Here is a 13158-nt window from a genome sequence, read left to right as displayed (position 1 = left end):
TCAAAGATTGTAGTTTACACAATCTCTTTTTCGTTTTGGCTGTTTACAAACAGCACGTTTCCAATACCATCATAACCCAAAAAGCTCGAAATGCCCGTTTTTTTGATGGCTTCGTGCCTAAAACCAACAATGGTTAAGTCGGCATCTTTCGATTTTTTGTTGATGGCATCTCGGGGAGTTTGGTTTTCTGAAATAGAAACAATGTCAATATTATTTGCCGAAATAGGTAACCGGCCCGTTTTTATCATTTCCAACATTTTTTGTCGCTGCGTTTCTTTTTCAGACTCAGGGTAGATGGCAAACAATTTTATAAAACCTCGGTTCCAGTCGGGATGACCCAAAATTATGTAGGCTAAATAAATCATCAAATTGGCATTCTGATAATCGTTGCTCGTTATCCAAATATGTATTTCGTTGTTAAACCCGAATTTTTTTTCACTGCTACACAAAATGCAGGTGTCATAGCCAACAGCTTTTACCATACCATAATGCTCAATAATTTCTTCCAAAGCTTCTGTTCGGGTTTTGTAAAATTCAAACAAAACCATGTTGTTGTTTTTGCCCGAAACACCCGGCAGTTGCAATATTTGCGAAATGCTGGCTTTGTATGTTGGGTTAATTATGGTGTCCATAAATACACTGCTTTTGCTAACCTGAGTAAGTCGGATGAGTCGTTTTAGTGCATCTTTCGCTTTGTCGCTGGTTTCTTTGCTCAAATATCCATCAATATGATGAACGAACATGCCAAAACCTTTACGGTGCGAAATCCATCGAAGTAAATCAAATTCATCGTGCCTGTCAAACGAATCTTTAGAAACCGCCACTACCGAAGGCCGCCATTCTTCCTGACTTTCTTCATTCTTTCGTTTTTGCAAAAACACATGGAGGTTTCTGCTTATCTGAAAAATGACACCGCTAAAGATACTGGCCATGTCGCTTTGTTCTTCATTTTGTTTGCTCAACACCCAATAGGTCAAAACCATAATGCCAATTGAGAGCAACGCCATGAGCGGGTTTATCTTAAACATTAAGAAAATGCACATCACGGCCCCCACCAAACTAATATACCATTTTGATTTGAACGATGGCCGATAGCCCGGGTTTGAGGCAAAATTTTCGAGCAACGAAATCAGACAAATTGAGCCGTAGGTAACCATGAAAAACATGGAAATGATTTCTGCCACAGCGTTTACGTCACCCATTAAAACAAACAAAAGGGCAATGCCACAAGTAACCAAACTAGCGTTTACAGGCTCTCCGGTTTTGGGTTTTATTTTTCCCAAACGATTGTTGAATCGGGGTATGGGAACTATCTTATCCAATGCAATGGCGTTGAGGGTTCGGGGTGCAACCATAACACTGCCCAATGCACTGCTAATGGTGGCTGCGGCAAGCCCAATGGGTATTATTGGGCCCCAAATGGCAATGTCAGTCATCACCATTTTGTCGGTATTGATTAATGCGTCGGTGGGTGCTGAAACGGCTAATTTGATTGCAATAAGAATGTAAATGACCATACCTATTAAGGTGGCAATCATGGTGCCTTGCGGTATCGATTTTTTTGGGTCTTTTAAATCGCCGGAAAGCCCCACGCCGGCTGTCATTCCCGTAAAGGCAGGGAAAACAACGGCAAAAACAGTAAAAAATTTCACCTCACCACTGCCCGTAAAAATGGTGTTTCCAGGGGTGCCCGTTCCGGCAAAAAACATCACCAACGAAACCCCTAAAATTGCCACCACAGCATACAGCATCCACATACCCGTATTGGCTCCTTTGGTGGACATAAGCCAGGCCAACAATCCAATGCTGACAACCCCTAATAGGCGTTTTGAAATTTCGACCGAAATGCCAAAATCGGTCTGTAACAATTCAAAAACAGATGAAAATGCTTCGGTAAAGGCAATGGTGTAAAACGCCACACTAATAGCTTGAGATAAATAAAGGGCGAGGCCAATGGCCGCACCAATGGTGAGCCCAAACGAACGAGAAATAATGTAATACTCGCCGCCACCTTCTACTTTCTGGTTGGTAGCTATTTCGGCCAGAGCCATGGCTGTAGGTATGGTTACCAAATGGCCGATGATGATAATTCCCAACGTAGCCCACAACCCAACATGCCCCACAGCCCAGCCAAATCGTAAAAACATGATGGCTCCCAAAATGGTGGAAATGGCAGTCAAAAAAACGGGTGCAGTCCCAAACTTACCTTGTTTATTTACTAATTCCGACATTTTACTGGCCTCGAACCTATAAAAAATGTTTTTGGAATCAAATGTTTGTGGATTTTAACCGAATAATGTTGGCATTATTTCATAAACCATATATTTGAGCCAATCAAAAATTAGAAATATGAACACAATTGAACTCTTTAAAAATGACTTGTGGAATGGCATTTGGCAACATGCAAAACGATTGTTTAAGCCTTTGTCCTTGTTTGTATTAGCCTATACCATTATTCTGGTCGGGCTGGTGTTTTTTATGATGTCCAAACTCATAGGAATTGGATTTTCTGAATATATGCAGATGTCGTCTGGTGGAGATTTGCAGGACATATTAGATCGAAGTGCAGAAATGAATGATAACATTGCTCAAAATATGGCAAATGGTGGCTTTCTCATTGTGATTGTATTTTTACTCGTTATTTGGGCATTTGCTTCGTGGATTTACAACTTTTTATTGATGGTTAGCCATGAGGTACTCGAAAACGGTTCAGCATCTATTGGAAATGTTTTTGCCAAAAGTTTTAACAAAAAAGTTTTATTGACTATGGGTTTTTTGTTGATGATATTTGTGATGTACCTTGTTGGGATATTGTTGTCTACAGCATTAGCTGCAGTACACCCGATACTTATGTTCCTTGGCATTATTGTACTTTTTGTTTTTTTAACTCGATTTTTGGGAGGCATACCTGCCATAGTGCATGGTGATATGGGTGTTATGGATTCAATAAATTACAGTTTTAGAAATATTGATTGGGTAAGAGCGATAAAAATTGTGTTAATCTTAATCGCTTTTTTTATTGTTTACATTCTTTTTTTACTTTTAATGGGTTCTATAACCAATTTGATGGGATCTGCTGGTAGTGTACTCGGTGTTTTAGTATCCATTTTTGTTGCAATCTTAATGGCTGCTTTAAGCACTTCGGCTCTTTCTGCTACCTTCTACCGATATGCCGAAGTGGAATATGAAGATTCCGAAACAAAGCACTTGATTGACGATAATTTTTAGTGGCTCATCAAACAACCATCAACATTCGGGGCTACCATTGCGATGCCTATGGGCATGTAAACAATGCCCGATACCTCGAACTTTTTGAAGAGGCTCGCTGGCAAGCTCTCTCCGACTTTGGTGTTGATAAACGCATTGCCCAACTGGGTTTGCAATTTTTTGTGGTAAACATTCAGGTGGATTTTAAAAAGCCCGTGTTGCCCAAAACAACGGTGCTTGTCAAAACTTCGTTGCACAATATTGGCCGAAAAACGATGACCTTTTTGCAGGAAATTGAAAATGAGCAAGGCTTGGCCACAAAGGCAGAAATAACCTTTGTTTTATTCAATCCTTCAGAAAATAAGGCAGTGAATGTGACCGACGATTTGTCTCAATTATTTAATGTTTTTAACTGATGGCACGCATAAAAATTGAAATTCCCAGCCAATGGCTGTATTCATTCAAACTTCAAATTAGAGTTACCGACCTGAATTATGGCAACCATTTGGCCAATGAAAAGGTGTTGAGCTTTGCACAAGAGGCTCGGGTGCAATTTTTGAAGCATTACCATGCCAGCGAAATTGAGTTTTTTGGCACCAGCCTGATACAAGGGGATGCGGCCATCGAATACAAAAGTGAAGGGTTTCTGGGTAACGAAATTGAAATAAAAGTTGGAGTGTATGATTTATCTAATTCCAGTTTTGATTTTGTTTATGAAATGACTAACACAACTACCCAAAAGCCTTTGGCACTTGCCAAAACCCGAATGGTTTGTTTTGATTATTCAAACAGAAAAGTTACTGTTGTTCCGAATAAATTTAAAGAATTAGTCACCGCAATGGAATAGCCTAAACGAAAGTTATTTTTTCGCTGCCGCTGTTTTTGCGTACTGAATAAAATTGGCTGAACTCGTGGCTCCCATTTGTTTACCTACCAATGTTCCATCAGGTTTTAAATACAAAAAAGTGGGGTAGGCAGTCACGTTATATTTTTTGCCCACAAACAATCCTTCTGATGTTTCCATATCCATTTTTAGGTTGATAAAGTTTTTGTTGTACACATCACCCACACTTTTTTCTTTAAAAACGGTGGCAGCCATTTGTTTACAAGGGCCGCACCACGTGGTGTAGGCATCTATAAAAATTAATTTGTTTTGCTTTTGTGCCTCAGCTTTGGCCTGAGCAAATCCGAGATGTGAAAAATTGATCCCTACTTCTTTGGTGTCTGATTTTAGCATCACAAATGCCAAGGCAATAATTAGAACGGAAACAATTGATTTTAGTGGTGTTGTGCGTGTCATGTTGCGAAATTATTATTTATTTTTTCTAAACCTTGAAACACATTGCAAAAGTTGTGCCTCAAAACTTGTTTATTTTCCTTTGGCTATTCTAACGTATTATTGCTCTTCAATAGTTTATTTTAGTTAAACAGTTTTTATGAAAAAATGGGTGATGTTGTTTTCTGTTTTGGCCATTTTACTACAAAGTCATGGTACTAAAACGGCAGAAATAAATGAAAACAGAAGCGATTCGTTGATTATTCGACAAATTTTTGATGAATCACTTGTGAGGGGGGAGAGTTATAAAAACCTCGAATATTTGTGTAAGGTGGTTGGCCACAGACTTAGCGGCTCCCAACAGGCAGAACAGGCTGTAGAGTGGGGGGAGAGTGTGTTGAGGAAAATGCCGATAGACAGGGTTTATCTACAGCAAATTGAAATACCTTTTTGGGAGCGGGGCGATAAAGAATGGGCAGCCATTAGCGAAGAGTACGATATTGATTTTGAAATTAAAACATTGGGAGGCAGTGTGGGGAGTGATGGGCCATTGCAGGCCGAAGTGGTGGAAGTGCGTAGTTTGGAGGAAGTGGAAAAATTGGGTTTTGATGCTATAAACGGTAAAATAGTGTTCTATAATCGCCCCATGAATCCGGCCAATATCAACACGTTTGAAAGCTATGGAGGATGTGTAGATCAACGTTATTCGGGGGCAGCAGAAGCCGCAAAATATGGGGCGGTGGCCGTGTTGGTGCGGAGTATGACATTGCTGGAAAACGACCCACATCCGCACACTGGAAGCATGGGCTATAAAGAAGGGGTGAAAAAGATTCCGGCTGCGGCTATCAGCACCCGAGATGCCAATATGCTACATGCCTATATTAAAGGAAATGGAACTGCAAAAGTGACCATAAATATCAATGCACGAGTCAACGAAAATGTTTCTTCGTACAATGTTATCGGTGAAATTAAAGGCACAAAAAATCCGGGAAAAATTATAACGGTTGGAGGTCATCTCGATAGTTGGGATGTTGGCCAAGGAGCCCACGACGATGGGGCAGGAGTGGTGCATAGCATGGAGGTGCTTCGCATTTTAAAAAGCATTGGATACAAACCCAATAATACCATTCGGGTGGTATTGTTTATGAACGAAGAAAACGGCAATATGGGCGGAAAAGGCTACGCCCAAAAAGCCAAAAGGAACAACGAATTTCATTTGGCAGCCATTGAAAGCGATAGAGGAGGTTTTAGCCCAAGAGGTTTTTCAATTAAGGGAGATTCATCGCAGGTGGAGCTGGTTCGAAGTTTTAGGGAGATGTTGGAGCTTTATGGCTTGCATTTTTTTGAGCCGGGCTATCCAGGTGTAGATATTTCTCCACTAATGGATTCGGTCAACGTGGTAAATAACCGAACGTTGCTCATGGGGCTTGTGCCTGACTCGCAGCGGTATTTTGATTTTCATCACAGCGAGGCCGACGTTTTTGAGGTGGTGAACAAGCGTGAATTGGAGCTTGGTGCGGCCTCTATGACGGCTATGGTTTATTTGTTAGACCAATATTTGCGATGATTAAAAATCTAATAATTCGCAATGCCGAATTGGGTGATGCAATGGCTATTGCCGATATTTACAATCACTTCGTTCTGCATTCCATAGCTACTTTTGACGAAGAGTTGATTACTGAAGAAATCATTAAACAGAGAATAGAACTGACACAAAAAAGCAAAGTTTTTTTGTCTTGTTTAGTGCATGACGAACTGGTTGGCTATGCTTATGCCAGCGATTGGAAAATAAAGTCGGCATATCGGTTTACGGTAGAAACCACCATATATTTAAAACCGGATTTTGCTGGAAAAGGAATTGGAAAAATGTTGTATATGGAACTTTTGAAACAATTGAGTGAAAAGGGTTTTAAAGTGGCCATTGGTGGCATTTCCATTCCCAATCCAGCCAGCATAGCGTTGCACGAAAATTTGGGTTTTATTCAAGTAGCTCATTTTAAAAACGTGGGTTTTAAATTTAATAATTGGATTGATGTGGGGTATTGGCAATTGAACCTGACAGGTTTTTAAAACCTGCCAGGTCTGTTTAATTCCTAATTGATTGAATTATACATACTGAATTTGGTTACTAATATTATTTCTAAATTTGAAATCTTATGTCCTGGAATGCGAAACTTTGTCTTTTAATACTAACATTGTTAGTAGCATGCAAGGATGATAATTCAGTTATTGAACCTTATGAGGTGGAGGTTCAGCTATTTTATCTTCATGAAGGGGGAATTGAATCAAAAGGATATTGTGGGCCATGGATTGTTGCAACGGATTCTTTTTCTACTTTTTTGGAACAGTATATGCCAAAAGAAATACCTGAAGGTATAAAGGAGAGTGTAAGAACACAATATTGGTATAAAGGAAAATTCAAAGTTTATCCCGAAACCATAACTTGTATGGATGGTTGGGCAGACCCTATTCCCGGAGTACAACCAAACATTACAATGCACTATGTTGATATATTGGAATGGGAGGTTTTGCCTAAGTAATTAATGGGTAAGTACGGCCAGATTTTCAAAACCTGTCAGGTCTAATGAATTAATTGTAACTTGCCGTTTTATTTGGCATAACATGAGAATCCAACTTCTACTTTTTTCTGTTTTTACTTTTGTTTGTGTTTCTGGTCAGCACATAGTTCCTGAAAACGAAGGTCAACCTGCTTGGGAAGCCCGAAACCAATACTTTATTGACCAACGCCAAACTTCAGATGACGACAATTTTGCCAAAAATTATTTTTCGGCACACAAACAAATGCAGAGCATGCAACCAAAAAATCATGCAAAAGCAGAAGCCACTTGGACTCCTCGTGGGCCGTTTGGCAACGATGATTTGGCCGGAATTGGCCGCATAAACTCCATGCAATTCCACCCAACCGATACCAATACATGGTTTATTTGTGTGGCACAAGGCGGGCTTTGGAAAACCACTAATGCCGGCCAAAGTTGGATTTCTATTTCCGGTAATCTGCCCATTTTGCGGATTTCATATTTAACAATAAACCCCAAAAATCCCGACGAAATGTACGTGGCTTTGGGCGATTTTGCCTATTTGGGTCACAACCTGCAAGCCAACGAAAACAAAAGAAATAGCCACTACGGACTGGGTATTTATAAAACCACTGATGGTGGGAATAGCTGGAGTGCAACAGGACTTTCGTTTGCTCAAACGGATTTTGAAGGTTCGTTAATGGCCAAAGTTTTTATCCATCCTTTGCACACAGATACCGTTATTGCCGTTGGGCAAACAGGGGCATTTCTTAGCCATGACGGTGGACAAAGCTGGACTAAAACCCACAATAAATTGTTCTGGGATTTGGAAATGAACAGTCAAAACCCCGATGTGCTTTATGCTACCACCGGATATGTGCACACCTACCAATATGGCGAGGCAAATATTTTAAAATCGTATGATTTTGGCGAAACGTGGGTCGAACTTTCTTCGAATATACCAAAAGTGGGAATTGTTCAACGAATTGAGCTGGCCATAGCCCCAAGCGATAGCAACTACATCTACGCCATTGCCTGCGACAATGACGGCGGTTTTTATGGATTTTATCGCTCCACCAATGCCGGAAACTCATGGTCATTACGCAAAGATAATACCTACCAATACAATATTCTAAACAATTCGTTGGATGACGAAAAAGGAGGACAGGGTAGATACGATTTGGCAATTTGTGTTGATAAATCCGACAAAAACCGAGTATTTATTGGCGGCATAAATATGTGGCAAACCAAAGATGGTGGCAGCTCGTTCATACCCGTAACGTGGTGGTTGCTAAACTATTATCACACCAGTATGCACGCCGATATACATGAAATTGTTCAGCATCCAACGGGTACTTCTGTTTTTGCTTGTCACGATGGAGGCATTTCTCGCAGTTTTTCTATTGAAGATGATAATGTGGCCGATATGACTACCAACTTTGAGGCACAAACCGAGTGGGTCAATTATACCAAAGGCCTCAATATTACCTCTTTTTATCGGTTGAGTGTAAATCAGTTAAAACCCAACGAAATAATGGCCGGAGCTCAGGATAATTCCACTGTTTTTGGCGATGGAAAAGAGTTTGTAAATGTGAGTGGCGGAGACGGTATGGAGTGCCTTTTTATGGATGATGCCGGCTACCGATATTCATCATCACAAAACGGAAACATTGAGGTTTTTTCTGTAATAGGTTCGGATATGTTTTACGAAGGAAGAATTGGCCCACCACAGAATGAGATTGGTGAGTGGACTACACCTTTTGTAGAAGCAGATGGGAAAATGTTTGTTTTATATGGCAATCTCTACGATACCTATTTTACATTTTTAGATAAAAACTATACCGGAATAACTACCAGTAGTGGTGTTCCGGCACCAGGCACTGCATTGGCCATCGAAAAAAGCAATGCAAACCGAATGTATTTTGCAAAACGTGGCTATGCCAGTCAGGGCATAAAAAACAGTATTTATACATCGCCCAATTCTGGCCAAAAATGGGACAATATTGGCTCGGGACTGCCTGATAACCTGTATCCAAGTTATTTGGAAATGAATCAAGATACAGGTAACCAAGTTTGGATAACCTTTGCAGGATTCGATTCGGCCAACAAGGTGTTTTTTAGCAAAGATGCAGGACAAAATTGGCAGAACATTACCTACAATTTGCCGAATACATCGGTAAACTGCGTGACCTTGCAGCCCGATGGCAGCGGAAATATTTATGTGGGTACCGATATGGGTGTGTTCTATCTGCTGAAAGATACCAATGTCTGGCAACCTTACAATAACGGTCTGCCTCCAGTTATTGTTTCGGAGTTGGAAGTAGATACAACCAACAAAACTTTGGTGGCGGCCACTTTTGGCCGAGGTCTATGGGAAGTGGGCTTGTTGCCCTATACTCCTAAAAAGGATGGAGTTACAACAATAGAAAATGTGACCTCCGTTATTCAACTTTACCCCAATCCGGTAAAAGAGGTTTTGTATATTGAATTTGCCGATTTGCGAAGGAAAAATGTGGAGTTGAAAATTGTTGATATAACCGGAAAAGTTGTTTTTGCAGAAAGCAATGATAGAAATGATTCGACTCAAAAAGTTGATGTAAGTCATTTGTTGTCGGGCGAATACTTTGTTGTGGCAACGTTTAAATTGGGGAATTTTCACCACAGAGAAGTTCAACGTTTCGTGAAGTATTAGGTATGAATCAACCAACGTTAATCTATATTCCTAAAAAGAATATTGACTTGGTTCAAAAGTCCTGTGAAGAGTCATTAACAAACCCAACGACAAAGATTCTTGACTCAATAAATGAACTTCCAAGGAAGGAACTTCTTAACTTATTGACCTACGTCCTTGAATATTATGGAGGTGGTCGTTTCACCACATTTTTTATGCTGAAATGTTGGAAAAGTTTAAGAACAATTACCTCTGTAGAAACCATCGAAGTAATTCAAAACATGAACTATAATAGACACCAGGGCATGTACTCATTAAGTCACTTTTTCCTACATTTCACGGGAGTGGGTGTTTATGAAATGAATGTGATAAATAGCGGCTTGGTGAATGAACCAAAATTTGAAGTGAATCATTTTGTCGCCCCAAATAGGCTTCTTAATAGTGAATGGAGTAGGCATATTTGTAATGGTTATGGCTTAACGGAAGAAGAAATTTTTGAATTAAATTGTTGGAATTTGGAGTACCAATAACTCGAGAGACTTTATTAAATCTTCATCTAATGGAGCAACATTTCTTTTTGTAATATTTGTAAAACAGCAAAAATTGAAAATATGAATGATGAAAACATCGAGGAGCTTGTGCAGCACTATCTTGAAAAAAGAGAAAATGGCATGGAGATAACCCAAATGCGAAAAGAATTAGAATCTCATAATCTGGACTCGGCAACTACTTCGCTGATTATTCGGCGGGTGGACAATATTATTTTGGGTGAATTAAGAAGAAGACCAACCAGAAATGAACTGAAAATGCACAGAAGGTCGAACGGACTTTTTGATATGATTTCTGGTGCAGTCATGTTGTTTGGAAGCATTTTTTTAATGCTATACATGTATTACCACAACAGTAGCTATATTGTAGCTTATGGTTTGATGGGGGCGGGTTTGGCACTGATAATAAAAGGTTGGAATAATTCAAAATGATTGACCAAATTGAAACTATATCGCACTAATCTCATAACTCCTTCCAAATATTTTTATAAGGGTCATAACCACAATCTTGAGTTTTGACATATTTTCCATCTTCAACTTTAATATCTGAGGCAAATAAGCAAGCGTATCTATTTTGACAATCTTTACATTTCTCAATGTCGTCATTTTTGATAAACCATTTTTGTTTAAAGGATTCCAGTTTTAGCAATTCATGAATTGAAAGGTTATTTGCGTTTCCAAATTGTTTATTGTGAGACAAATAATTTTTAAAGTTTCCAAATTGATCAATTGAGATGCTTCGGTTTAAGGCAACGTTGTGTTGTTGGGCTTCAGAAAAGAACTTTATGTTGTAAACGAACATGTCTTTAGAAATAAAGTCTTCTTCACAGTCAGAAAGAATATTTTTTAGGAAAATGATTCGCATGTCCGCCATTTCTTCTTCGTTTTTATAAGGCCTATCCTCTGGTGCTCCATAAAAAATTGTTTTATTAAGTCTTAAATGTTCGTTAAATAGATTGTTAAACTCCTGCTCATTGTACAATGTATATGGGATGTAAAAGTCAACTATTTTTAATCTGCTTCTTTTAAGTTGGTTAAGAATATCTTTGATGTCTGCCATCTTAAATTCTTCACTCAAAAAGCGGAATTGTAGCCATGCACAACCCAAGTGGTCTAATTGTGATAAGACCTCTTTGACATTGTAATTGGTCTTATTTACAACTTCCAAAGTAGTATTGGTTACATGCAAAGGGCTATCCCAACTGTAATCTGTTCTTGGAAACTGTTCCTTCTCTTGGGTAAAAAACACCAATTCCAAATCGAATAATTGGTTAAGGTATAAGTTGATTCCTTCATCATAAACGTGGTTGTAATAAGATTTAATTTCCTCAATTGTCATATTCTCTCTTTTTTCGATTACATCGAATAACAGAGTGGGAATTTCATAGACAGCCTCTCTGTGTAGATCATAAATCAACGATTTATTAATGCCACGAACGGGCTCTACCCCTCCAAAAAACCGCATATACTGCTTATCCATTATCTACGCTTGCTTTATGGATTAAAGGGTAGGCACAGGGTTTGTAAAAAACACCAATCGTTGTGTGATCAGTTTGGTGAAAATCGGATTCTTCATAAGTAATTCTGAGCTTTTTTGAACCGCTGGAAAAGCTCAAAGGAGACATTTTTGAATAATTTAAAGGGTATTTATTCTGACTCTCTTTTTTTATTATTGAAATAAAGTCTTTCGTCATTGATTTGCATTTATTGTTTTATCAGTTCTCTTGCAATTTCTCTTTCTAAAAAATAATTACAGGGTTCTGAAACCATACCGAATTGTCCGACCGGATTTACTTCCAAATAAACCCATCTGCCGCATTTTGTTTTTACAAAATCAATCGAACCTGTATCCAAACCCAGTTTATACATAAGTGATTTGGTGTTTTTTTCTACAGTCTCAGGCAATTTATAAGGAGCTATTCTATTCGGCTTTTCAGTATTGTATTTCCTAAAATCGACAGAAGTTTTATCATCCTTTTGCGAAAAAATAGCCATTGAGTAGTACATGTCTTTCAGGAAAAAAGTTCTTATCTCATAATCTTTGTTCAACTTTTCTTGAAACAAGGTAGTTCCGAAAGTGTCTGGCAACTCATCAATTTCGATTTTATCAATTTCTTCGGTAAACATGCTGTGAAAATATCCTTCACGTTTAACCATGAACCCATCGGTAATGCACTTCGATATTATACCTCCGGTTGATTGGCATAACTCCCAAAATGTAAGCAACTTTTTTTTGGAAGAAGTTATTAATGTGTGCGGTATATCTAAACCCGATTCTTTTGCTAATTTCAGTTGTCTCAATTTGTCCGGCCCCAAGTCGTAAATAGTGCCAATAGTATTTTTTGCCTCAATATTGTCCCAAAATGATTTGTAATATGACCTTCTGTCTTGTTCTAATTGCCGGGTTATCATTTCTTTATCATCTGAATGTGTAAGGTCTTCTGCATCAAGTTGTGGCTTTTCTCTGTGTGCCACATCGGGTCGCCTAAGCCATAACCCATGGGGTTTCTCAGAATTGCTTAATTTTTCTGAATTTGAAATGGAAACTTGAAAATTGGATGGGCTAAGACTATGAATCCTGTCAACAGAGGCTCCATAGCATCTTAGCCACTCCATAACCCGGCAAGTAGAGTTGTCATTTGGAATACTGGCAATTGTTATGTGCATAAAATTTTATATCAACAACCAATATCACCGTAATAACGGCCGCCATTCACGTCTGTCTCTAATGATTTGTCATCATCACAACATCCAATATCTCCATCTGTACAACCTTCATGTGTCCAATTTACACTTTTTGTTAATCTATGTGAATACACAACGGGATCCTCCCCGCCGGTTACAAAACATTGCGATTCTTTTGACAGCTCAACTACACCTTGTGTATTGAACAATTCTTTGAGTGAGTCTTTCATAAAC

14 protein-coding genes are annotated in these 13158 nt (G+C 38.9%); 9 read left to right on the top strand and 5 right to left on the bottom strand.

Translation table 11 applies throughout. The features are described 5' to 3' along the window. Positions 1-14: 14 nt before the first annotated feature. Complete coding sequence (locus H6607_11630) at positions 15-2231, bottom strand: amino acid permease (GenBank protein MCB9263015.1); 2217 nt, start codon at positions 2229-2231, stop codon at positions 15-17. Between the two features lie 118 nt (positions 2232-2349). Between H6607_11630 and H6607_11625 the strand changes: the two genes are divergently transcribed. Genes H6607_11625 through H6607_11615 form a run of 3 tightly spaced genes read left to right on the top strand, consistent with a single transcriptional unit; the run spans position 2350 to position 4054 of the window. Continuing rightward, a complete protein-coding gene (locus tag H6607_11625) occupies positions 2350-3228 on the top strand; it encodes a hypothetical protein (protein ID MCB9263014.1) in 879 nt (292 codons plus the stop codon). Continuing rightward, positions 3228-3623, top strand: a complete 396-nt coding sequence (locus H6607_11620) for an acyl-CoA thioesterase (protein MCB9263013.1) — start codon at positions 3228-3230, stop codon at positions 3621-3623. Before H6607_11625 ends, H6607_11620 begins: the two co-directional genes overlap by 1 nt. Then, entirely contained in the window at positions 3623-4054 is a 432-nt protein-coding gene (locus tag H6607_11615) for a thioesterase family protein (GenBank protein ID MCB9263012.1), read from the top strand. Before H6607_11620 ends, H6607_11615 begins: the two co-directional genes overlap by 1 nt. Positions 4055-4066: 12 nt before the next feature. On the opposite strand, the gene H6607_11610 is transcribed toward H6607_11615, so the two are convergent. Continuing rightward, positions 4067-4507: a thioredoxin family protein gene (locus H6607_11610; GenBank protein MCB9263011.1), complete on the bottom strand. Its 441-nt coding sequence runs from the start codon at positions 4505-4507 to the stop codon at positions 4067-4069. A 136-nt stretch (positions 4508-4643) separates the two neighbouring features. Here H6607_11610 and H6607_11605 point away from each other — a divergent pair, with 136 nt between their 5' ends. From H6607_11605 to H6607_11580, 6 genes are all read left to right on the top strand, one after another. Next, entirely contained in the window at positions 4644-6050 is a 1407-nt protein-coding gene (locus H6607_11605; GenBank protein ID MCB9263010.1) for a M20/M25/M40 family metallo-hydrolase, read from the top strand. A gap of 11 nt (positions 6051-6061) precedes the next feature. Continuing rightward, complete coding sequence (locus H6607_11600; GenBank protein ID MCB9263009.1) at positions 6062-6553, top strand: N-acetyltransferase; 492 nt, start codon at positions 6062-6064, stop codon at positions 6551-6553. A 125-nt stretch (positions 6554-6678) separates the two neighbouring features. Then, positions 6679-7023: a hypothetical protein gene (locus tag H6607_11595; protein MCB9263008.1), complete on the top strand. Its 345-nt coding sequence runs from the start codon at positions 6679-6681 to the stop codon at positions 7021-7023. A gap of 82 nt (positions 7024-7105) precedes the next feature. Continuing rightward, the gene (locus H6607_11590) at positions 7106-9712 is read left to right on the top strand and encodes a T9SS type A sorting domain-containing protein (GenBank protein MCB9263007.1); all 2607 of its coding nucleotides are present in this window, start codon (positions 7106-7108) and stop codon (positions 9710-9712) included. Positions 9713-9714: 2 nt separating this feature from the next. Further along, positions 9715-10221 (top strand): hypothetical protein, encoded by a 507-nt coding sequence (locus tag H6607_11585; GenBank protein MCB9263006.1) that lies wholly within the window; start codon positions 9715-9717, stop codon positions 10219-10221. Positions 10222-10302: 81 nt separating this feature from the next. Further along, positions 10303-10671, top strand: a complete 369-nt coding sequence (locus tag H6607_11580; GenBank protein ID MCB9263005.1) for a hypothetical protein — start codon at positions 10303-10305, stop codon at positions 10669-10671. A gap of 31 nt (positions 10672-10702) precedes the next feature. On the opposite strand, the gene gwsS is transcribed toward H6607_11580, so the two are convergent. The 3 genes from gwsS to H6607_11565 all read right to left on the bottom strand — a co-directional run bounded on the left by gwsS (position 10703) and on the right by H6607_11565 (position 13154). Beyond that, positions 10703-11719 (bottom strand): grasp-with-spasm system SPASM domain peptide maturase, encoded by a 1017-nt coding sequence (gene gwsS, locus H6607_11575; protein MCB9263004.1) that lies wholly within the window; start codon positions 11717-11719, stop codon positions 10703-10705. A 224-nt stretch (positions 11720-11943) separates the two neighbouring features. Beyond that, positions 11944-12906, bottom strand: a complete 963-nt coding sequence (gene gwsG / locus H6607_11570) for a grasp-with-spasm system ATP-grasp peptide maturase (GenBank protein MCB9263003.1) — start codon at positions 12904-12906, stop codon at positions 11944-11946. Positions 12907-12917: 11 nt separating this feature from the next. Then, a complete protein-coding gene (locus H6607_11565; GenBank protein ID MCB9263002.1) occupies positions 12918-13154 on the bottom strand; it encodes a hypothetical protein in 237 nt (78 codons plus the stop codon). Positions 13155-13158 lie beyond the last annotated feature (4 nt).

It is taken from the genome of Flavobacteriales bacterium (genome assembly GCA_020635395.1).
In the GTDB taxonomy this organism is placed as follows: domain Bacteria; phylum Bacteroidota; class Bacteroidia; order NS11-12g; family UBA9320; genus UBA987.
This window is presented reverse-complemented; position numbering and strand designations above follow the sequence as displayed.